Genomic DNA, 21,834 nt, shown 5'->3' on the forward strand with positions numbered 1-21,834 from the left:
GCCATTTTGCTACTTTAGCCTAAAATGCCCCGTAATCTTGTAGCCATAAAGTATGTTTTCTTCTTGCACGCCAGAGCCGATATTGTGGATAACTAGCGGTGTTTTGGCGTAAAATTTATCTGAGATCACACCGATGTGAGGCAAATTTCCTGGTAGCATCCACGTGACGATATCGCCTGGTAAAAATTTATCATCACTCACCTCAAAACCTTTTCTTTTTAGATAGGTAGCGATGTTTAAAACACGCCTGTGATCGATGTTTTTATCAGCCTTTTTAAGCCCCCATTTTTTAGGATAAACTGAAAAATTTTTACTCATATCTTCAAAAATGAGCCTTTGCAGATCCATATCTTGATGCCGTAGCGCCCTTACCACAACGTCCGTGCAAACGCCCTTTTTGATATCTACGTCACCCATAGGATAGGCGAGCCGCTCATAGCCTGGATCATAACTTAGCGTCACACCGATCTGCGACCTAGCGTCATTTACAAATTTACTCGCCGAAAAGGCAAAAATTTGCGTAGCAAAAAGAGCCAAAAGTAGAAATTTCTTCATTTTCTACTTTAAAAGCATAGTTTTTAAGATACGTTTTCCTATCTCAACGCCTGGCTGATCGTAGGTATTGATGCCTAGCATGATACCAGTAGCCGAGGTCAGTAGCTCGTAGTAAAAAATGAGCCATCCAGCGTGAAACTCATCAAGCCTCTCAAGCGTGATCGTATCGACACTTATACCCTCTTGCACGAGCGCCATAGCCGTTGCATCGCACTGTAAATTTATAAGCTCATTTAGGCTAAGCCCTGCTACAAAATCGCATTCCTCAAGCCCTTTTAGGCTAAAGCTTGGAATAGTCTTGTCACTCGCGTGATCTTTTATCTTTATAAATGTCACACTCTTATCTTTTACGCCGTCCATGATAAGCTGCAAAAAGCTGTGCTGATCACGGCTACCGACAAGTCCAACTGGAGTAAGGCCGACCCTTTTATATCCTCTTTTTTTACCAAGGCTCTCTGCCCAAAGCTGCACGTACCAGTCGTTAAATTCAAAAAATCTATCGCAGTAGCTAAAAATGACATTTATACTGGCATTTCTGCTAGTGGCATAGCGGTAAGCTTTAGCGACTATGGAGCTATCTTTTTGCTCAATGTATTGCTTCTTGCAAGCAAGCGCGCCCTCTAGTAGTGCCTTTATATCATAGCCACAGATACCAAGAGGCACAAGGCCAATCGCACTTAGCACGCTAAATCTCCCGCCAACATTTTTTGGGATATTAAAAAATTTAATGCCATTTTCTTTGGCAAAATTTTCTAAATTTGTCCCAGGATCTGTGATGATGAGGAAATTTTTGCCTAAATTTTGAGGCTTAAAGTCATCAAGCAAGCACTTAAAAATAGTGATCGTCTCGATCGTGTTGCCTGATTTTGAGCTTATTACAAAAAGCGTCTCGTCAAAATTTACCCCATCAAGCGTGCTTTTGTAGCTACAAGGATCGACGTTATCTAAAAACAAAAGCTCTCTTTTTATCCCCTTTGTGCCTTCAAGCATCGATTTTAGCGCCTTTACGCCAAGACTGCTACCGCCAATGCCAACAAGTACTACATTTCTGATATGAGCTAGCCCTTTTTCGTACTCCTCGATCTCACCTAGCAAATTTTGTCCAAGAGCTGGCAGGTGGTAGTAGCCTATCTCGCCGCTTTCATATTCGTCGTTTATGCGTTTAGCGTAGGAGTCGATGACATCGCTGCTTGCAAAGTTAAATTTAAATGAAGTCTCGATCATTTACTGCGCTCGTAAAAGAAATTTGTAGCCTCGACAAAGCCATCGATGCTACCACAGTCAAATCTCTTGCCTTTAAATTTATAAGCTAGTACCATGCCATCTTTTGCCTGCGCTTTTAATGCGTCTGTGATCTGGATTTCGCCGTTTTTACCTGGTTTTGTTCGCTCTAAAATGTTAAAAATATCTGGCGTTAGGATGTAGCGCCCAATGATAGCTAAATTTGTCGGAGCCTCACTAGGATCAGGCTTTTCAACCATATCATCGACCATTATAAGGTCATCTTCTATAAACCTACCGCTTACGACGCCATAAGACTTGGTCTGCTCTTTTGGCACTTCCATCACAGCAACGACGCTGCAGCGATACTTTTCATAAATTTTAACCATCTGCGAAAGCACGCCCTCGCCATTTTCATTTATACATAAATCATCTGCCAAAATGACCCCAAATGCTTCATCACGAACTAGCGTTTTACCTGTATAAATGGCATGTCCAAGCCCTTTCATGGCATTTTGCCTAGTAAATGAAAATGTGCATGAGCTCATTAAATTTCTAACTTCGCTAAGTAGCGACTCTTTTGAGCTACCAGCGATCTCTTTTTCTAGCTCGTAGCTGATGTCAAAATAGTCCTCAAGCGCCCTTTTCCCGCGTCCTGTGACAAAGGCCATATTATCCATGCCAGCCTCAAGTGCCTCATCAACGCCGTAGTGAATGAGCGGTTTTGTAAGGATTGGCAACATCTCTTTTGGAAGTGATTTTGTCGCTGGTAAGAATCTCGTTCCATATCCAGCCGCTGGAAATAGGCAAGTTTGTATCATTTTAGTCCTTCATAAAAAATTGCAAAATTCTACTATCTTTTCCTTAATAATATAAATTTGTCTGAATTTACAAGGCTTTAATTAGCAAATTGATAAGATTTTTAAAATTTTTAAAAAAGAGCAAATTTGCAGACGATTGATAGGATTTTTAAAGCCCAGCTTGATATAAAAAAGTCAAATTTTTTAGCATTTTTGTGCCCGATAAGCGAATTTAAAAGTTTGCATGAGAGCCTAAAAGAGGAGCATTTTAAGGCTGTTCACGTAGTTTGGGCAACAAGAGAGCTAAATAAATATGGCCAAATAGTCGAAAATCAAAGTGATGACGGCGAGCCAAAAGGCACCAGCGGCCAGCCGAGCCTAAATGCTTTACGCGGTGCTGAACTCATAAACGTTGGCGTCTTGATAGTTCGCTACTTTGGCGGGATAAAGCTTGGCACTGGAGGGTTAGTCAGAGCCTACTCAGGGGCTGTGAATGAAGTGATAAATGAAGCCATAAAAGATGGTGGCGTGATGAAATTTGAGATAAAAGATGAGATCAAATTTTTTACGCCGTTTTCGCTGATGAGCCGCTTTGAGCACTATTTTGCCACTAAAAATTTAAGCGAGTTTGAAAGAGAATTTAATGACACTGGAGCGATCTGGAGCGTAAATTTAAACGAGGCTGAGTTTGTAGAGCTATTTAAATTTTGCAAAGAATTTGAAGCAAGCGAGTTTAAATTTTTAGCCCTTGCGCTTAGTGGTAAGAGCTTATTCGCTCATCAAAGCTAAATCATTGTAAAATCGCAAAAAAATTTAAAAAGAAAGTAAAAATGGAAATTTGGAACGATATTTATAACCACTTTAACCCAGTCGCCTTTAGTATCTTAGGCTTTAGCGTGCACTGGTATGGGCTTATGTATATTTTAGCCCTTGTTTTAGCGCTTGCCATGGCAAAATATCTCGTTAAAAAAGATAAAATCCCAATCTCAAATCAGCTCTTGGATAATTACTTTTTCTGGGTTGAAATAGGCGTTATTTTAGGCGCTAGACTTGGCTGGGTTTTAGTATATTCAGGCGAAGTAAGCTACTACTTGACGCAGCCTTGGCAAATTTTTAATCCATTTCATAACGGCGAATTTATAGGAATTCGTGGTATGAGTTACCACGGAGCAGTAGTTGGCTTTTTGCTTGCGACATATCTATTTTGCAAAAGGTATAAACAAAATTTATGGCAGCTACTTGATCTTTGTGCCGTTTGCATACCTTTTGGCTATACATTTGGCAGGATAGGAAATTTCTTAAATCAAGAGCTTTTTGGGAGAGTCACAGATGTGCCTTGGGCGATAAATGTCTTTGGTCAGCCAAGGCATCCTAGCCAACTTTATGAGGCATTCTTAGAAGGTTTAGTTATTTTTGTCATTTTATTTTTATATAGAAAATATAAGAAATTTAATGGCGAACTGATCGCGCTTTATGCTATTTTATACACTTTTGCAAGATTTATTTGCGAGTTTTTTAGAGAGCCTGATTCAGGGCTTGGATTTATTATTTTTAGTCTTTCAATGGGTCAAATTTTATCACTTATCATGTGTGGTTTTGGAATTTTTATTTATGCCATGCTTTATAAAAAATTTTCAAAGCTCTAATATAAGTGTTTAAAAAATATTAAAGTAAAAATCTGCTAGCATTAGCTTTATCAATTAATACTAATATTTAAATTAGTATTAAGAAATGATAATTTATTTCAAATTTCTTAGGAGGGCTCATGACCGGGCTTATAGAAGGTTTTTTGGGAAAACGGTCGGACGACAAAAAAAGTCGCACTCCAGCCGCTTGGGATAGATGGCAAAGTATTACAGGGTTTATTTTGGCCTGTTTTATATTGTGCCATATGGTTTTTACTTCTACCATACTACTTGGCAAAGACGCATTTAACGCTGTCGTAGGGTTTGCGGAGGCTAAATTTTTATTCGGCGAGGCTACTTGGTGGATTACTAACGTTATTGCCGCGGTAATATTTGCCATTTTTATCGCTCATGCATTTTTAGCTATGAGAAAATTTCCAGCAAACTACAGACAATATCTAATGTTTAGAGGCCACAAAGACCGCATGAAGCACCTTGATACTACGCTTTGGTGGTTTCAGTTTTTAACCGGTTTTGCTCTATTTTTTGCAGCCAGCGCACATCTAGTGGATATAGTCTTTGGCGGACACATCACTGCCGACAAATCAGCGGCTGCATTTCATCAACTAGAAATTTTCTACTTCGCACTACTTGTTTTTATGGTCGTTCACGCTAGTATCGGTATGTACCGCTTGTATGTCAAATGGATAAGCATTGATGGTGCAAATAAGCACGAAATGTTTGCCAAAAGAAATAAGGCAAAAACAATTGTATTTGCCGTTTATGGCATACTTGCTATAATTGCGCTAATCGCCGATTTCGTGTGGATCAGCCATTAAAAAGGAGCTAGAAGATGAATGTAAAATATTATGATGCATTGGTAATTGGTGGTGGTCTAGCTGGTCTTAGAGCTGCTGTGGCTGCTGGAGAAAAAGGGCTAAGTACGGTAGTTTTAAGCCTAATACCCGTAAAGCGCTCACACTCTGCGGCTGCGCAAGGCGGTATGCAAGCCTCTTTGGGAAATTCAAAAATGAGCGAAGGTGACAACGAGGATGTGCACTTTGCCGACACGGTAAAAGGTAGCGACTGGGGCTGTGATCAGCAAGTCGCGCGTATGTTTTGTCAAACTGCGCCTAAGGCGATCCGCGAGCTAGCGGCTTGGGGCGTGCCTTGGACTCGTATAACAAAAGGCGAGAGAAGCGCTATCATCAATGCTCAAAAAACGACTATCGTAGAAAAAGAAGAGGTCCACGGACTCATCCACTCTCGCGACTTTGGCGGAACTAAAAAATGGAGAACATGCTTTACGGCAGACGCTACCGGTCACACGATGCTTTTTGCCGTAGCAAACAAAGCTTTAAAACACAACGTCGAAATCCATGACCGCAAGGAAGCTATCGCGCTAATCCACGCAAACAACCGCTGTTACGGCGCGATCGTTCGCGATCTAGTTAACGGCGAGATCACGGCATACGTCGCAAAAGGCACGCTAATCGCTACGGGCGGCTACGGTAGGGTTTATAAACACACCACAAACGCCGTAGTTTGCGAAGGTATCGGCGCAGCCATCGCTCTTGAGACCGGCGTTGCTCAGCTAGGAAATATGGAAGCGGTGCAGTTTCACCCGACTCCGATCGTTCCAAGCGGTATCTTGCTAACGGAAGGTTGCCGCGGCGACGGCGGAATTTTGCGCGACGTGGATGGATATCGCTTTATGCCTGATTATGAGCCTGAGAAAAAAGAACTAGCTAGCCGCGACGTCGTAAGCCGCCGCATCATGGAGCATATCCGCGCTGGTAAAGGCGTACCTAGCCCATACGGATATCATGTTTGGCTTGATATCTCGATCTTAGGACGCGAGCATATAGAGAAAAATTTACGCGACGTTCAAGAAATTTGCGAAATCTTTAACGGTATCGATCCTGCCGATACCGAAGTGTACACCGACGAAAACGGTCGCCAGCGCGGTAAAGGCTGGGCGCCGATCCTACCTATGCAGCACTACTCTATGGGCGGCATCAAGACAAAGCCTACCGGCGAAAGTCCGACGCTAGCGGGTCTATTTAGCGCCGGCGAGGCAGCATGCTGGGATATGCACGGATTTAACCGCCTAGGCGGCAACTCCGTTTCAGAAACGGTCGTAGCTGGTATGATCGTGGGCGATTATTTTGCCGACTACTGCGGCAGCCATGAGATCGATATAAATACCGCAGATATCGAAAAATTCGTTAAAAAAGAGGAAGACTATCTAAAGAGCCTAGTAGAAAAAGAGGGTAAATTTAACGTATTTGAGATCAAAAACAAGATGAAAGATATCATGTGGGAGCACGTGGCGATCTTTAGAACCGGCGAAGGTCTAGCCGTAGCGGTAAAAGAGCTAGAAGAGCTTTATAAGCAATCTTTGGACGTTAAAGTCACAAATAAGGCGCTATTTGGCAACCCTGAGCTTGAGGAAGCCTACCGCGTACCAAAGATGCTAAAACTAGCCCTTTGTATCGCAAAAGGCGCGCTTGATCGCACCGAGAGCCGCGGAGCGCACTGCCGCGAGGACTATCCGAAACGCGACGACCTAAACTGGCTAAACAGAACTCTAACTAGCTGGAAAGAGGGCGATACGCTACCGACTATCGTATATGAGCCACTTGATATTATGAAAATGGAAATGCCACCAGCATTTAGAGGCTATGGTGCGAAAGGTAATATTATTGAGCATCCAGATAGTGCCATCCGCCAAAAAGAGGTTGATGAAATTCGTGAGAAAATGCAAGCTGAAGGTAAGAGCAGACAAGAAATTCAAGAGGCTTTAATGCACTATGATCTTCAACCAAAATATAAAGCACCAAACGAAAGAGCAGGAATAGGATATGAGTAGAAAAATAACCATAAAAGCATTTAAATATAATCCGTTAAGCAAAATTTCAAAACCACATTTTGCGACCTACGAGCTAGAAGAGACTGATGGTATGACATTGTTTATCGCGTTAAATATGATTCGCGAGAAATTTGACCCAGATCTTAGCTTTGACTTTGTTTGTCGTGCTGGAATTTGTGGAAGTTGTGGCATGCTTGTAAATGGTAAGCCAAGATTAGCTTGTAGAACTCTTACTAAAGATTTTGAAAGCGGAGTAATTGAGCTTATGCCTTTGCCAGTATTTAAGTTACTAAAAGACCTAAGCGTAGACACTGGCAACTGGATGAATGCGATGAGCAGGCGTGTGGAGAGCTGGATACATACAGACCACGAGACAGATATCTCTAAGCTTGAGGAAAAGGTTGAGCCTGAAGTAGCGCAAGAGGTATTTGAGCTTGACCGCTGCATCGAGTGCGGTATCTGCGTGGCTGCATGCGGTACGGCTATCATGAGGCCTGATTTCATCGGTGCGGTCGGACTTAACCGCGTAGCTAGATTTAAAATCGACGCGCTAGATAAACGAACCGACGAGGACTTTTACGAGCTTATCGGCGATGATGACGGCGTGTTTGGCTGTATGACTTTGCTAGGCTGTGAAGACAACTGCCCTAAACACTTACCGCTTCAAAGCCGCATAGCTTATATGCGTAGAAAAATGGCTGCTATAAAGTAGAAAAGGGGCTGTAAAAGCCCCAAATTTACTTCTAAATTTATTAAAAAAGATTGCAAATAGATGCCAAAAGGCATAAAAAGATATCAATAGATACAAATAAGAAAAATAAAAATATCAAAAATGGGATTGATAAGAGTGCGCCCATTATATAACCAAGTGGAAATGCGATAAATATAAAGACGATTCCAACACCAGAAACAAAACAAAAAATTAGTGCAAATATCGTAGCAAAGGTATTTACAAATAAGCTAATATTTTCTAGAAGAAAATTTGTTAGGCCAAGACTTCTCATGTTTTGATTATAGCTTTTAAGCCAAAAAATTTATATAATTTCAAAAATTTGCTTCATTTAAGGATATAAAATGTTACCAAGCTATAAAGATATGATGCTACCTATTTTAGAATTTGTCGCACAAAAGAAAGAGGCAAATAGAGCTGAAATTTCTAAATTTATAATTGAGCATTTTAAGCTAAAAGACGAAGATCTTTTGCAAAAAATAAAAAGAGGAACTCCAACTTATATAAATCGTACCGACTGGGCTTTATCCTATCTGGCTACAACAGCTCAAGTAAAATCAAAGCCAGAAAAAGTGCCGCTTCAAAAAGTTGGTAGAAGCCTATTTGCCATAACAAATTTTGGCAAAGAGTTAGTAAGCAGTAAGGATAAAAAGAGCAAATTTCTCACTTGGTACGATGAAATTTACAAACAAGAGATAAGGCAAGAGAAAAAAGAAGCCACGGAAAACACCCCAGATGACAATATAGATGAAGCGCTTTGCAAGATAAAAGAAGAGCTAAAAAGTGAAATTTTATCTAGCATTTTAGAAAAAGAGCCAAGATTTTTTGAATACCTTGTAACAAAATTACTTGAAAAGATGAATTATGGAGCTGGAAATCTTACGAACAAAGGCCAGACGGCGGGATAGATGGCATCATAGATGAAGATGAACTTGGACTTTCTAAAATTTATATCCAAGCAAAAAGATACAAAGACGGCAGTAATATCCGTAGGCCAGAAATTCAGCAGTTTATCGGCGCCATCTCAAATAAAAATACTAAAAAAGGTGTCTTTATCACTACGGCAAAATTTACCAAAGAAGCTGAAAATTTCGCTAAAGACAATCAAAATTTTAGCGTGGTTTTGATAGATGGCGACAAGCTTGCAGAGCTAATGATAAAATACAAAGTCGGCGTTCAAACAAGCCAAATATATGAAATTTGCAAAATCGATACCGATTTTTTTTGAGGAAAATAATTTTTAAAATTTTAAGCCATAAAATACTACTGCTTGGGATCATTTCAGTCTTGCTTTATTTTTGTGTGGTTTAGAAGGAAAATTTAAATCTTTACTAACGCCAAAATAGTCCAAATTTACCAGCTTAGAATGCTTTTTAAACCAAATTTTACTCTTATAAACGCCGTCTAAATTTTAAGTGTTATAATTACAGCGAAATAACGATTTTAAGGAGAGGATATGCAATCTCGCATAATCACTGGCGTTTTGATGTTTGTTGCTATTTTGGTAGTTTTTTTTATTGATAATTATATTTTAAATTTTATCTTGCTCGGCGCTGTGCTTTATTTTGCATTTAATGAGTCGCTCAAGCTTTATAATATCGATCACAAACAGCTAGTTTTTGCCGCACTTGCTTTTTACGTGCTTACATATTTTACAAATCCAATTTTCATAGCGATCCTTGCTATCATGCTGGTTGCTTCGATCCTAGCTCACATAAAAAGTGAAAATTTAAAGCTAGTCGCACCTTTTGTATATCCAACCACGCCGATCTTTATGATATGGATGCTTTACTCAGAGTATGGTGTGGGCTATCTTGTATGGCTTATTTTAAGCGTAGTTGCAAGCGATAGTGGTGCATTTTTTGTTGGCAAAATGTTTGGTAAACATCCATTTAGCCCAAGCTCACCAAACAAAACAATTGAAGGTGCAGCAGGCGGTGTGGCGATAGGCACAGTGATTGGCTGCATTGTTGGAAATTTTGTAACTGAAGGATTTTTCCAAATTTTATTCTCAAGCTTTTTAGTCTGCGTCTTTGCAGTTTGGGGAGATTTGTTTGAGAGCTACCTAAAAAGACTTTGCGGCGTCAAAGATAGTGGTTCGCTCTTCCCAGGACATGGCGGTATGCTTGATAGGATAGATGGTTATTTATTTGGCGTAGTAGCCCTACTTTGGTCGCTCTCGTGGTAATACTTGGCTCAACTGGTTCAATCGGCAAAAACGCCCTTAATCTTTGCGAAAAATTTGGCGTAGAGGTTGAGGCGTTAAGCTGCGCTAAAAATGTAGATTTACTAAATGAGCAAATTTTAAAATTTAAACCAAAATTTGTCTGCGTAGGCGATGAAAAGCTAGCTAAAAATGTAAAAAACATAGAAGCTAAAAATATCTTTTTTGGTGAGGCTGGACTGCTGCAAATGCTAGAAATTTCAAGCTCAAAAAAGGTAATAAACGCCCTTGTTGGCTTTGCTGGCCTTGCTCCTAGTTTAAAGACGCAAACTCTTGGCAAAAGGCTTGCACTTGCAAACAAAGAGAGCCTTGTTGTTGGCGGCAAATTTCTAAAAACTAGAGAAATTTCACCAATAGACAGTGAGCACTTTGGGCTTAAATTTCTACTAGAAAACAAAACTGCACCAAAAAGACTCATCATCACAGCAAGTGGCGGCGCATTTTATAAAAAGCCGATCAAATTTCTAAAAGACGCCACGCCAAGTGACGCACTAAAACACCCAAACTGGGATATGGGCGCAAAGATAACGATTGATAGTGCGACGATGGCAAATAAGCTTTTTGAGGTGATGGAGGCTTACTGGCTTTATGGCATCAAGGAGATCGAAGCTGTGATAGAGCCAACTTCTGCGATACACGCCGTAGTTGAATTTATAGATGGCTCAAGCACGATGCACCTCTCGCGACCTGACATGAAGCTAGCTATCGCTCATGCTATGTTTGAAAATGTCAGTGAAAATATTGTCTCACACGCAAATTTACTTGATCTAAAAAATATAAAATTTCATAAAATTAGCCTTAAAAAATATCCCATTTTTTCGCTAAAAGATAAAGTCCTGGCAAACCCTGATCTAGGTGTAGTGATAAATGCTGCAAATGAGGTTGGAGTATTTAGCTTTTTAGAGAAAAAATGTTCGTTTTTGGATATTTCAAGGCTCGTTTTGAGCTCTGTTAAAAATTTTAGAGATATTAAAATTTCAAATATTGATGAAATTTTTGAAGCTGATAAAGAAGTTAGAAATTACGCAAAAAGGATGTTAAATGCAAAGGTATGAGGGTTATAAATTTGATCCCAAACAAAGCTTAATCGGCGTTCAGTTTTTATTTGTCGCCTTTGGTGCACTTGTATTAGTGCCGATACTTACGGGACTAGATGCAAATGTAGCTCTCTTTACGGCTGGTCTTGGCACGCTACTTTTTCAGCTAATCACTAGAAAAAATGTTCCGCCGATCTTTCTAGCAAGCTCCTTTGCTTTTATCGCGCCACTTCAGTACGGTATCGAAAAATGGGGCATAGCCGTAACGATGGGAGGCGTTATATTTGCTGGATTTTTCTACGTTGCTTTAAGTCTTGTGGTTCGATTTGGCGGAGAGAAAATTTTGCATAAAATTTTGCCTCCAGTTGTCGTTGGGCCGGTCATCATGACAATAGGTCTAATCCTTGCTCCAAATGCCGTTAAAATGGCAACATCAGCCACTGAAATTTATACTCAAAATGAGGCGATGATCGTTGCTGGCATTTCGTTAGTGGCTACTATTTTGGTAATGATGCTTGGGCGTGGCATGTTTAGGCTTATACCTATTTTGCTTGGCATTATCACTGGCTACATCGTAGCTTACTGCTTTGGCATGGTTGATTTTAGTCCTATATTTAATGCGCCTTGGTTTAGAATGCCAAATTTCACTACACCAAAATTTGAGTTTGAAGCGATCATTTATATGATACCTATAGCCATCGCTCCAGCAATCGAGCACATAGGCGATATGCTTGCTATCTCAAATGTCACAAAAGAGGATTTTCTAAAAAATCCAGGCCTTAAAAACACGCTCCTTGGAGATGGACTTGCCACTTCGCTTGCTGCCTTTTTTGGTGGCCCGCCAAACACTACATACTCAGAGGTCACAGGCGCAGTTAGCCTTACAAAGGCTTATAATCCAGCGATCATGACCTTTGCAGCGATCACTGCCATCGTACTAGCCTTCGTTGGTAAGCTAGGAGCTGTGCTTTCAACTATCCCAGCCCCAGTCATCGGCGGTATCATGCTGCTACTTTTTGGCATCATCGCAAGCGTTGGCATGGAGACACTTATAAAAAATAAAGTCGATCTTGCAGACCCTAGAAATATGATAATCGTAGCCCTCATCTTCATCTTTGCCATCGGCGGCATGGTGCTTGACCTTGGAGCGGTTAAATTTTCAGGTATAGGGCTTGGCGCGGTTACTGGTATAGTTTTAAATTTACTTTTACCAAAGACAAAGCATTATGAAGGATATTAATGCGTAAATTTTTACTTTTTTTACTAACCTTTACCACTGCTAGTTTAGCCAATACTTTAGACTATGCGCTCATCAAAAAAGGTGAACCAAGCGAAAACACGATGTTGTTAATCGGTGGCATTCAAGGCGATGAGCCGGGTGGCTTTTTGGCAGCCTCTATCGTGGCCACCGACTACAACATCACAAAAGGTTCGCTTTGGGTTGTGCCAAATTTAAATTTCCCAAGCATAATCGAGCGAAGTCGTGGCACAAAAGGCGATATGAATAGAAAATTTGCCCATGTCGATAAAAACGATCCAGACTATAACTCGGTAATGAAGATAAAAGACGTCATCACTGATAAAAACGTTACGCTCATCTTAAATTTGCACGATGGAAGCGGCTATTACAGAGATAAATTTATAAACAAAGACGAAAATCCAGATAAATGGGGCAATACTTGCATCATTGATCAAAGCACACTTCCTGGTTCAAAATACCCAGAGCTTGAAAACATTGCTTCAAGCGTAAAAGACGTGCTAAACAAGCATCTAATAGATCAAAAACACCAGTATCACATCAAAAATACGCACACCGCAATGGGTGATAAAGAGATGCTAAAAAGCCTAACTTACTATGCTATCACGCAAAATAAATCAGCCTTTGCAAACGAAGCTAGTAAAAATTTGAACGCCGAGCAAAGGACTTATTACCATCTAATCGCCATTGAAGAATATATGAAAAAAGCTGGCATTAACTTTACTAGGCCGTTTAATCTTGATGTTAAAAGTGTAAAAAAAGCAATCGAAAAAGAGATCAGACTCGAGCTTGAAAATTCATATGCGATAAGTCTTAAAAATCTAAAACCTTTAATAAATTTTGTCCCACTTAAAAAAGGCGAGTTAAATTACAGCTCACCAAATCCGCTAATAGCCGTCATAAAAGAGAATGGTAGCTTCAAAGTGCAATACGGCAACCGCTTTGTTACTAGGCTAAAGCCACAATATTTTGAGTTTGCAAAACCACTTGATGAAATTTCACTAATAAGTGATGGTAGCGAGCTTACATTAAAAAGTGGCGATAAATTTAGCGTGAAAAAGAGCTTTAAAATAAAATCACTCAAAAATGTGCGCGTAAATGTCATAGGATATGGCACAAAAAGTATAGATGAGAGCGAGCAAGAAGTGGCTAAAAATAGCCTAAATAAAAGCTATAGCATCGATAAAGATGGCAAAATTTATAGAGTCGAGTTTTATAAAAACGAAGATGGCAAAGAGAAATTTGCTGGCATGATCTTAGCGGAGTTTAAATGATACTTGGCATCGAAAGTAGCTGCGATGATAGCTCGGTCGCACTAATAGATGAACGCACTTTAGAGAAGATTTATTATAAAAAAATTTCTCAAGAAGAGGAGCACGCTATCTTTGGTGGCGTTGTTCCTGAGCTTGCAGCTAGGCTTCATACGAAGGCACTGCCAGCACTTTTAGAGGATATTTTGCCAAATTTTAAAGATATAAAAGCGATCGCTGTAACAAATGAACCGGGTCTTAGTGTGAGCCTAATAGGTGGCGTCAGCATGGCAAAAGCGCTAAGCGTGGCTCTAAATATCCCGCTAATTGCCGTAAATCACCTAGTTGGCCACATCTACTCACTATTTTTAGATCGTGAAGCCACCTTTCCACTTGGCGTCCTGTTAGTTAGTGGCGGGCATACGATGATCTTAGAGATTGACGAAAATGGTGAAATCACTGAGCTTGCAAGTACTGGCGATGATAGCTTTGGTGAGAGCTTTGACAAGGTTGCTAAAATGCTTGATCTTGGCTATCCAGGCGGTGCCGTAGTTCAGCAAAATGCCCTACTTTGCAAAGACAAAGAGAGGTTTCATTTTACCATTCCACTTCTTCACGATAAACGCCTTGAATATAGTTTTTCAGGGCTTAAAAACCAAGTCAGAGTCGAAATTTCAAAGCTAGAAAATATCACACAAAAGGATATCGCTGACATCTGCTACGCATTTGAAAATACTGCCTGTGAGCACATTTTAAACAAGCTTGAAAAGGTCTTTTGTTTAAGAAATTTTAAGCGTTTTGGTGTAGTTGGTGGCGCAAGTGCAAATCTAAATTTACGAAAAAGGCTTGAAACGCTTTGCCAAAAAAATGAGTGCGAGCTTTTACTGGCTCCACTTGAATTTTGCTCTGATAACGCCTTAATGATAGCAAGAGCTGGGCGTGAGAAGTACCTAAAAGGCGAGTTTGTAAACCATAGCGAGCTAAATATAAACCCAAGAGTTAGCTTTAGAAAGCTTGAGTTAAATTAAACTTTTTAAAAAACATAAATTTTGCGCCTAAATCTTGATAGCTTCGTAAGTAAAAACGTAATAAAATCTAAAAAATTTTAAAAAAAGAATCTTTAATGGACGAGTTTTTAAATCACGCTTGGCATTTAAATAAAATTTACGCCAACACTGATGCGAGCGTGCCTTTCTACCCAGATCTACTGGCGCTTCTTTTATCTTGTGATGAGAAAAATTTAGATGAGTTTATGGCTCTTGCCGAGTTTAGAAATATCTTAAAAAAGCTAGGCGTTGGACTTGATATATTTAGCATACAAAGTGCTCAGCTAGCCACTCTAAAAGCACTAAATGAAGCAAAAATTTCAAGTGATGAACTTGTAACCTACTTACAAAAGCTACGTGATGAAAAGATAATTAGCCATGAAAAATTTGATTTTTTAATAAAATTTATAAGTAAAAACTCAAATCAAAATAAGGCTGAAATTTCTAATGCGAAGCCAAAAGATCACTTTCACAAGAGCCTGGATTTTCTAAATGAGATAAATGAAAAAGCAAGCATGCTTGATGAGGATAAAGAATTTTTACTAGCTTTAAAAAATGCCAAAAAAAGATCAAATGAAACGCTTTTTAACATCGCAGTAAGTGGCATCATAAACTCTGGCAAATCAACGCTTTTAAATGCGCTTTTAAATAAATCCATCCTTGGCACTTCAAATGTGCCTGAGACCATAAATTTAACCATCTTAAAGCATGCATCAAATAGCCATGCAAAGGTAAATTTTTATAGCCCAGACGAGCTAGAAAAGCTTGGACTTTCAAGCGAAAATTTACCAGCTAGTAGTGTAGAGATTAGCCTAGATGAGATAAAAAACTATACATCTTCAAGCTCAAAAACAGCAAATCTCGTAAAAAGCGTTGAGCTTTATGATGACTTGGAACTTTTAAGGGATAATGTCTGCATTATAGACACTCCGGGCATAGATGACGCCGTTATCTTAAGAGAAGAAATAACTACAAATTTTATGAAAGAGTGCGATCTTTTAGCACATCTCATGAATGCCTCACAAAGTGCCACGCAAAAAGACGCACTATTTTTGAAAAAATGCCTTGAAAACTCGCACATCGTAAGAGTTGCTATCGTGCTAACTCACGCTGACGAGTTGGACGCAAAGGATATTAATGAAACGCTTAACTACGTAAAAAAGGCGATTGGCGAGCAGATAAATGATATCAAGATAGATTATTTTGTGCTTAGCGCTAAAGCTTATCTTGATGGCGCTTTAAATAGTGGCGTGCCGGAGTTTAAAGAGTATCTTTACGATGTGCTTTTTGGCAAAGACTCTAAAAAATCAGCTCTCATTTTAAGCTCATATCAAAAAGAATTACAAAATATTTTAAAAATAAAACTCGAAGCCACAAAGGCTGAAATTTTAGAGCTTAAAGCATTTGGTTTAGAGCTAGAAGCTTTGCAAAACGAACAAGCAAATATCAAAAATTCTCTTAATGAAAATTTCACAAAACTTGAAAGGCTTTTAGAAAGCGAGCTAAAAAAACTCGATGATAAAAATGCAAAAGATATCTATAAAATGGGGCTTGAAGCACTACTACAAAATCTAAATGAAAAGCTTAAGAGCGAGATCGCTTACTGCAAAAGTAAAAGAGAAAATTTAAATCTAAAGCGTCTTACACAAATAACAAAAACTACACTTTGCGACGGAGTTGCGGCACTTATGAGAGAGGCTAGAAATGAAACTTTGGTGCAGACAAAGTCATGCGAGCAAAATATCGCTTTAAGTTTTGATGGCTTTAAGGTGAGTGAAAATAAAATTTTTAGTATAAATGACTTTTTAAAGCAAATGGGCGTAGAGCTTGATTTTAGCGAGCTTTTAGATGAGCTTGAAGCTAAAATTTTAAGCAAAAGTGAGCCAAATGAGGCACTTTTAAGTTTAAGGCAAAATTTACTTAACAATAAAAGTATATCGCAGTTTTGTGAGACGCTAGCAGAACATGAAAAAAAGCTGCTAAAAGAGCGAGTAAAGGCTTATGAAATCAGCCAAAAAGAGGCTTTAAATCAAAGGCTTTTAGTTCTCAATGAAAAACTTAATGAGCTAAATTTACAAAATCAAAGCTCAATTTCAAAGCTTAAACAAAAGACCTCCTTGCAAGATGAAATTTACTCACTTTTAGAGGATATTAAAAATGTTTAATGAGTTTATAAATGCCTACAAAGCGAGATATTTTAAGGTCTTTACAAATGATTTTAAGGGTGAGCTAGCTAGGCTCGTAAATGATCTAAACGATCCTAGTTTGCATATAAGCGAGCAGATAAAAGAGAGCTTAAATTTACTAATAGACACTCTAAATGAACCACCGCTAATAGCTGTTATCGGTCAATTTTCAAGTGGAAAATCAACATTTTTAAACGCACTTCTTGGTCAAGATATCTTGCCATCAGGACTAACTCCAGTCACCGCAAAGGCTGTGAGGCTAAAATTTGCAAAGATGCCACTTCTAAGTGTGAAATTTATAAACGGTAGCGAAAGCCTGCTAGCAAGTAGCGATCTAGCCGAGCTAAATAAGCTAGGCGAGCAAGTTTCTAGCATGACACTTTATGCGCCAAGTGAGATTTTAAAAGAGATAAATTTCATCGACACTCCTGGCCTAAACTCGCTAAGAGACGCTGACACAAAAGAGACAAAAAATACGCTAAAAAAGGTTAGTGGTGCAATATGGCTAAGCCTTGCAAATAACGCCGCAAAAGCAAGCGAGCTTGAAAGTATCAAAGAAATTTTAAAAGCCAATGATCTAAAAGCGATCTGCTTAATCAACCAAAAAGACAAGCTAAGTGAGGAGGAGCTTGAAAGTTTGCTAAAACACGCTAGGCAAACTTATGGCGAGCTTTTTGAGGACATCATCGCTATCTCATCAAAGCAAGCTCTTCTTGGCATTACAAATAATGACAAAAGCCCACTTGAAGCTTCAAATTTTAACGAAGCTCTAAAGGCTATTAAAGAGTGCTTTTTAGACAAGAGCTTTAAAGAAAATTTCATAAAAGTAAGGGCAAAAAAGATCGTAAAACTCCTAACCAACGAGCAAGAAAAACATCTAGAAATTTATGATAATGCGCGGTTTATTTTAGATGAATTTAGTGGCTCATTAGATGGTAGGCTGGAGGCGATAAAAGAGGAGTTTAAACCAAAGATCGCTTTAAGATATAGTCAAATGAGTGAAGTCATAAAACTTGCTGCCGATGAGGTATTTAAGCTACTTAAGCCTTTTTCAAAGACAAAATTTAACGCTTCAAAGACGCTTTTAAACAAAGAAATTTATAAGCGTGAAAATTTTGAGGTAATAAGTCTTGATAGCGATGAAGTCTTTTCAAAACTTATCTACGAAGATGTGGTTTTTAATAAATTTTTTAAACGCTACAAAAAAGATCTAAAAGAGCTAGAAAATGCAATAACCTCAGCATTTAATAAGCTTTATAAAAATTTAGAGGATAAATTTTTAATATACAAATCTCGCTATGAAAATTACGCTAGCTTTGATGATCAAGCCTTGGCTTACGAAACAAAATCCATAAATACCTATGCCGGACGGACATATGAAAATTTTTTAAGAGAGTATGAAACGGCCAAATTTAAGGCTATACAAAAGGTCTCTTTGTTTTTCGAAAAGCTTGATATAAAGCTAGCCTCAAACTATGAAAACGCGCTCAAACTCGCGGTTTATTTTATAAAACAAAAGATAGAAAAGACGCTAGAGTCGCACCTGCAGATGAATACGCCACTTTATATTCCAAGTGCAAAAGATGTCTATGAGCGCATGCTTGATGCGTTTAGCCTTTATGAGTTTGAAGCTTTAATGTGCTCAAACAGCTCGTTTTTAAATAAAATTTTGCTTGACATAAAAAGCGATTTTAATGAAATTTATACTTTAAAAATAGCAATGCTTGATGACTTAAAAGCAAGAGTTAAAGAGCAAATTTCAAAGATTGAAGAGCTTTGTGAAAATTCATTGCTATTAGGATAAATAAAATTTTTAAAACTTAGAGCTATCCATTTAAGGATAGCTTTTATTTTATGCGTGCATTATACCGATCTTTGGTGCGTCAAATGCAGTTACACGCTTTGGCACGCCTTTAAATTTCTCGACATTCACAAGGCTTGTGTGAGCGGTGTTGCTCTGGCTCATCTTGCTTGATGGTACGTCTTTTGTGAGTACATTTAAATTTCCGTGCAAGCAAAGGCTCTTTTCGCCCGGTTTTTCAGGGTCATACCAAGCACCTTCGCTTACTATTACGACATTTTGTGGCACGTCCTCAGTCACAAAGGCACCGCACAAAATTTCGCCCCTGTCGTTAAACACACGCACCACGTCGCCCATCTTTATTCCTCTAGCCTCGGCTGTTTTTGGATTTATAAGCACTGGCTCACGCTCTGCGATCTCGTTAAAGTTGCGAAGCACGGAGTTATTTAGCTGTGAGTGAAGCCTAAATTTAGAGTGCGCACCGCTAATTGCGATAGGGTATTTTTTATTTTTTGCGCCCAGCCACTCAAATGGCTCAAGCCAAGCTGCATGCGGTGGGCAGTCATCATAGCCAAAGCCAGCGACCGTTTCAGAGTAAATTTCTATCTTGCCAGATGGCGTTTTTAGCGGATTTGCCACTGGGTCGTCGCGGAATTTCTTATAGTTTGTAAAGTAACGTTTTTTCTCATCGATCTTGTCAAATCTAAAATATCCCTTCTCCCAAAATTCCTCAAAGCTTGGCATGCTCTCATACCCAAGCTCGGCAGACTTTTTAACGGCATCTTCGTAAATTTCTTTGACCCACTCTAGCTCGCTTTTACCCTCGCTAAATGCCTCTTCCCTGCCCCACTCTTTGGCAATCAGTCTTGCGATCTCGTAATCGCTCTTACTCTCGCCAAATGGCTTAACTAGTGGCTTCATCGCAAATAGATACTCGCTTGTAGAGTTTGCCATTTCGATGTCAGTTCGCTCGTATTCAAGCGCAGCTGGCAAGACGATGTCGCTAAATTTAGCTGTACTTGTCCAAAACGGCTCGCAAGTGATGATAGCATTAACGTTTCGCATAGCTTTTATCGCTCTATTTGCGTCAGGATGCCTTGTGAAAGTCGAGCCATTTGCGTTAAACATTACCCTAATCTTTGGCAGTTTATAGCTCTTGCCATTTCTTGTTATCTCCTTGCCTGGGCTTAAAAGCGCGTCTATTAGCCTTGAGTTTGGCATTTCATAGTCCTTTGTCTTTGGCACCAGCCCGCTATCAATAAATTTTTGAGGCACCTTTGTCTCAAACGCCGCTAGTTTAGGCGCTATGAAGCTCTCATCAGCGTTTTTGTGCATGCCGTCATTTGTGACAAAGCCACAACCTTCTTTACCGATGTGTCCAAGCATCGCATTTAGCGTCACAAGCGCCCAGTATGCCATCTCGCCGTGATCTTGTCTTTGAATGGCGTAGCCACTAATTATCACTGAGTCATTTTTAGCTAGATCCTCGCTAAATTTAGCAAGATCCTGCTCGCTCACGCCACAAATTTTGCTTGCCCAAGCTAAATTTTTATTTACCCCGTCAGTTTTGCCAAGCATATACTCTTTAAATTTATCAAAGCCAACTGTGTATTTTTCTATAAATTCTTTGCTGTAAAGTCCCTTTTCATAAAGGTAGTTACACATACCTATCATCATCGCCGTATCGGTGCAAGGCACGACTTCAAGGTATTTTGAGTCAAAGTATTTTGCGCTATCGTTGTGATAAACGTCAACGCTATAAATTTTCATCTCACCGCTCTCGCCTTTTTTTCTGATCTCATCATAGTATTTATATGAGTTGTGAAGCGGCACGCCAATGGCGATCTTGTTTGAAACGACTGGATTTGTGCCCCAAAATACGATCGTTTTGGCGTTTTTTAAGATCGCCTCCCACTTTGTTGGCGCTAGCGCAGGATCGACGAAGCCAGTGACGTGAGGCATGATGACAGTCGCTGCGCCGTATGAGTAGCCACCAAGCTCATTTACGTAGCCACCAAGCACGTTAAGTAGCCTTTTTGCAGTCTTTTGGCTGTGGCCTACTTTGCCGAGGCTACCCCACTGATAAACCTGTCCGTAGATCGCTTCAGCACCGTATTTATCAAAATTTTCTTTTAAAATTTTTGCACTTAGCTTTATAGCCTCGTCCCAGCTCACACGTACAAATTCCTCTTTACCACGAAGCTCTGGCTTTGGGTTGTTTGGGTTAGCCAAAAAGCTCTTTCTAACAAATGGATATTTTACTCTGCTCTCATTTTGGATGTAGTCAATGACTGCGTTATTTAGCTCGTTTGGATAAGCATCGCCCTCAAATGGCACGGTCTCAACCACGCGCCCTGCGATAGTTCTTACATAAAATGCGCCAAATTTATTTGCGCTTAGTCCGCTTTGTTTGTCAAATAACGCTTGCTCTGCGCTTCCAAGCTCGTTTGCTTGAAGGCTAGCCGCGCCTAATGCGCTTAATCTTAAAAAGTCTCGTCTTTTCATTTTCTCTCCGATTTTGGTTAAATTTATTGTTTTTGGTTGGTTTTAGAAATTATAAATTTAGGGTTTTGTATCATTTCATCGTTTAAAGGCCTTGTAATGTAATACGCAAACTTGCGTCTAAATTGCGCTATTTTAGCCAAAAATTTTTAAAGGATGGGCAGATGATTGGATTTTATGTAAATGTAAAGTTAAAAGCTGGGTGTGAGGAGAAATTTGAAGAAATTTTAAAAGAGATCGTGCCAGCTTCAAGGAAAGATAAAGGCTGCATAAGCTACGAGTGCGGCATGGTTGTGGGCGGTAAAAATGAATACTGCTTTATGGAAATTTGGGAAGATCTTGCAAGCCAAAAAGAGCATATGAAAAGCGCTCATATGGTGAAAAATGCAGCCACGCTGGAGGCTTGCAAAGAGAGCCAAGAGGTGAAAATAGTAAATTTTGTGAGCGTAAAGGAATAATATTTGCTTTAAAAAGGGCAAAATCCACAAAAATGAGCGAAGAAAAAATGCTTGAGATGATAAATGCGACTGCTGATATTATATTTATGGCCGTACTTAGGGGGCGAGTGAGCTTTGAGGCTTGCAAAAAAGATAGAGAATTTATCGACTCTTTAAGAGAAGAGCTACTTGGCAAAAATCCAAATAAATTTAAAATCGCCCAAAACTCATACCAAATGATCGCCATTTTTGAAAAATACCGCAATAAAAAATAATCCACTTAAAATTTA

General features: G+C 39.3%; 20 protein-coding genes. 16 read left to right on the top strand and 4 right to left on the bottom strand.

The features are described from left to right. Window positions 1-9: 9 nt before the first annotated feature. Genes MTT30_RS05545 through galU form a run of 3 tightly spaced genes read right to left on the bottom strand, consistent with a single transcriptional unit; the run spans window position 10 to window position 2,597 of the window. Window positions 10-555, bottom strand: coding sequence for a DUF1287 domain-containing protein (locus MTT30_RS05545; protein WP_103624719.1), 546 nt, complete (start codon window positions 553-555; stop codon window positions 10-12). 3 nt (window positions 556-558) lie between these two features. Then, a complete protein-coding gene (locus tag MTT30_RS05550; protein ID WP_429801265.1) occupies window positions 559-1,779 on the bottom strand; it encodes a glucose-6-phosphate isomerase in 1,221 nt (406 codons plus the stop codon). Beyond that, window positions 1,776-2,597, bottom strand: coding sequence for a UTP--glucose-1-phosphate uridylyltransferase GalU (galU, locus tag MTT30_RS05555; protein ID WP_429801266.1), 822 nt, complete (start codon window positions 2,595-2,597; stop codon window positions 1,776-1,778). Before galU ends, MTT30_RS05550 begins: the two co-directional genes overlap by 4 nt. Before the next feature lie 126 nt (window positions 2,598-2,723). On the opposite strand from galU, the gene MTT30_RS05560 reads away from it, so the two are divergent. From MTT30_RS05560 to MTT30_RS05625, 14 genes are all read left to right on the top strand, one after another. Beyond that, window positions 2,724-3,365: an IMPACT family protein gene (locus tag MTT30_RS05560; protein ID WP_429801267.1), complete on the top strand. Its 642-nt coding sequence runs from the start codon at window positions 2,724-2,726 to the stop codon at window positions 3,363-3,365. 41 nt (window positions 3,366-3,406) lie between these two features. Continuing rightward, the gene (lgt, locus tag MTT30_RS05565) at window positions 3,407-4,222 is read left to right on the top strand and encodes a prolipoprotein diacylglyceryl transferase (RefSeq protein WP_429801268.1); all 816 of its coding nucleotides are present in this window, start codon (window positions 3,407-3,409) and stop codon (window positions 4,220-4,222) included. A 119-nt stretch (window positions 4,223-4,341) separates the two neighbouring features. After that, a complete protein-coding gene (locus MTT30_RS05570) occupies window positions 4,342-5,040 on the top strand; it encodes a fumarate reductase cytochrome b subunit (protein ID WP_021091688.1) in 699 nt (232 codons plus the stop codon). 14 nt (window positions 5,041-5,054) lie between these two features. Beyond that, the gene (locus MTT30_RS05575) at window positions 5,055-7,073 is read left to right on the top strand and encodes a fumarate reductase flavoprotein subunit (protein WP_429801269.1); all 2,019 of its coding nucleotides are present in this window, start codon (window positions 5,055-5,057) and stop codon (window positions 7,071-7,073) included. Next, complete coding sequence (locus MTT30_RS05580; RefSeq protein ID WP_021091811.1) at window positions 7,066-7,785, top strand: fumarate reductase iron-sulfur subunit; 720 nt, start codon at window positions 7,066-7,068, stop codon at window positions 7,783-7,785. The genes MTT30_RS05575 and MTT30_RS05580 overlap by 8 nt, the downstream gene beginning before the upstream one ends. A 362-nt stretch (window positions 7,786-8,147) precedes the next feature. Continuing rightward, on the top strand, window positions 8,148-8,711 hold the full coding sequence (locus MTT30_RS05585; RefSeq protein WP_429801270.1) for a winged helix-turn-helix domain-containing protein: 564 nt from the start codon (window positions 8,148-8,150) through the stop codon (window positions 8,709-8,711). Window positions 8,712-8,719: 8 nt separating this feature from the next. After that, window positions 8,720-9,031 carry a restriction endonuclease gene (locus MTT30_RS05590; RefSeq protein WP_429801818.1) on the top strand — a complete coding sequence of 104 codons (312 nt, stop codon included), beginning with the start codon at window positions 8,720-8,722 and terminating at the stop codon, window positions 9,029-9,031. Window positions 9,032-9,259: 228 nt separating this feature from the next. Beyond that, on the top strand, window positions 9,260-9,991 hold the full coding sequence (locus MTT30_RS05595) for a phosphatidate cytidylyltransferase (RefSeq protein ID WP_107697618.1): 732 nt from the start codon (window positions 9,260-9,262) through the stop codon (window positions 9,989-9,991). After that, window positions 9,973-11,082, top strand: coding sequence for a 1-deoxy-D-xylulose-5-phosphate reductoisomerase (gene dxr / locus MTT30_RS05600; RefSeq protein ID WP_429801271.1), 1,110 nt, complete (start codon window positions 9,973-9,975; stop codon window positions 11,080-11,082). The genes MTT30_RS05595 and dxr overlap by 19 nt, the downstream gene beginning before the upstream one ends. Further along, window positions 11,069-12,304 carry a uracil-xanthine permease family protein gene (locus MTT30_RS05605; protein ID WP_429801272.1) on the top strand — a complete coding sequence of 412 codons (1,236 nt, stop codon included), beginning with the start codon at window positions 11,069-11,071 and terminating at the stop codon, window positions 12,302-12,304. Before dxr ends, MTT30_RS05605 begins: the two co-directional genes overlap by 14 nt. Further along, on the top strand, window positions 12,304-13,596 hold the full coding sequence (locus MTT30_RS05610) for a M99 family carboxypeptidase catalytic domain-containing protein (RefSeq protein ID WP_429801273.1): 1,293 nt from the start codon (window positions 12,304-12,306) through the stop codon (window positions 13,594-13,596). Before MTT30_RS05605 ends, MTT30_RS05610 begins: the two co-directional genes overlap by 1 nt. Further along, entirely contained in the window at window positions 13,593-14,600 is a 1,008-nt protein-coding gene (gene tsaD / locus MTT30_RS05615) for a tRNA (adenosine(37)-N6)-threonylcarbamoyltransferase complex transferase subunit TsaD (RefSeq protein WP_429801274.1), read from the top strand. Before MTT30_RS05610 ends, tsaD begins: the two co-directional genes overlap by 4 nt. Before the next feature lie 95 nt (window positions 14,601-14,695). Further along, window positions 14,696-16,783, top strand: a complete 2,088-nt coding sequence (locus tag MTT30_RS05620) for a dynamin family protein (protein ID WP_429801275.1) — start codon at window positions 14,696-14,698, stop codon at window positions 16,781-16,783. Continuing rightward, a complete protein-coding gene (locus MTT30_RS05625; RefSeq protein ID WP_429801276.1) occupies window positions 16,776-18,608 on the top strand; it encodes a dynamin family protein in 1,833 nt (610 codons plus the stop codon). The genes MTT30_RS05620 and MTT30_RS05625 overlap by 8 nt, the downstream gene beginning before the upstream one ends. A gap of 48 nt (window positions 18,609-18,656) precedes the next feature. Here the strand turns inward: MTT30_RS05625 and MTT30_RS05630 are convergent, their stop codons facing one another. Continuing rightward, window positions 18,657-21,110 carry a molybdopterin-dependent oxidoreductase gene (locus MTT30_RS05630; RefSeq protein WP_429801277.1) on the bottom strand — a complete coding sequence of 818 codons (2,454 nt, stop codon included), beginning with the start codon at window positions 21,108-21,110 and terminating at the stop codon, window positions 18,657-18,659. Between the two features lie 161 nt (window positions 21,111-21,271). On the opposite strand from MTT30_RS05630, the gene MTT30_RS05635 reads away from it, so the two are divergent. Both MTT30_RS05635 and MTT30_RS05640 read left to right on the top strand, forming a co-directional pair. Further along, window positions 21,272-21,565 carry a putative quinol monooxygenase gene (locus tag MTT30_RS05635; RefSeq protein ID WP_429801278.1) on the top strand — a complete coding sequence of 98 codons (294 nt, stop codon included), beginning with the start codon at window positions 21,272-21,274 and terminating at the stop codon, window positions 21,563-21,565. Between the two features lie 32 nt (window positions 21,566-21,597). After that, a complete protein-coding gene (locus MTT30_RS05640) occupies window positions 21,598-21,819 on the top strand; it encodes a hypothetical protein (RefSeq protein ID WP_021091847.1) in 222 nt (73 codons plus the stop codon). Window positions 21,820-21,834: the final 15 nt, after the last annotated feature.

Source organism: Campylobacter concisus, from assembly GCF_050447445.1.
GTDB classification, from domain to species: domain Bacteria; phylum Campylobacterota; class Campylobacteria; order Campylobacterales; family Campylobacteraceae; genus Campylobacter_A; species Campylobacter_A concisus_BI.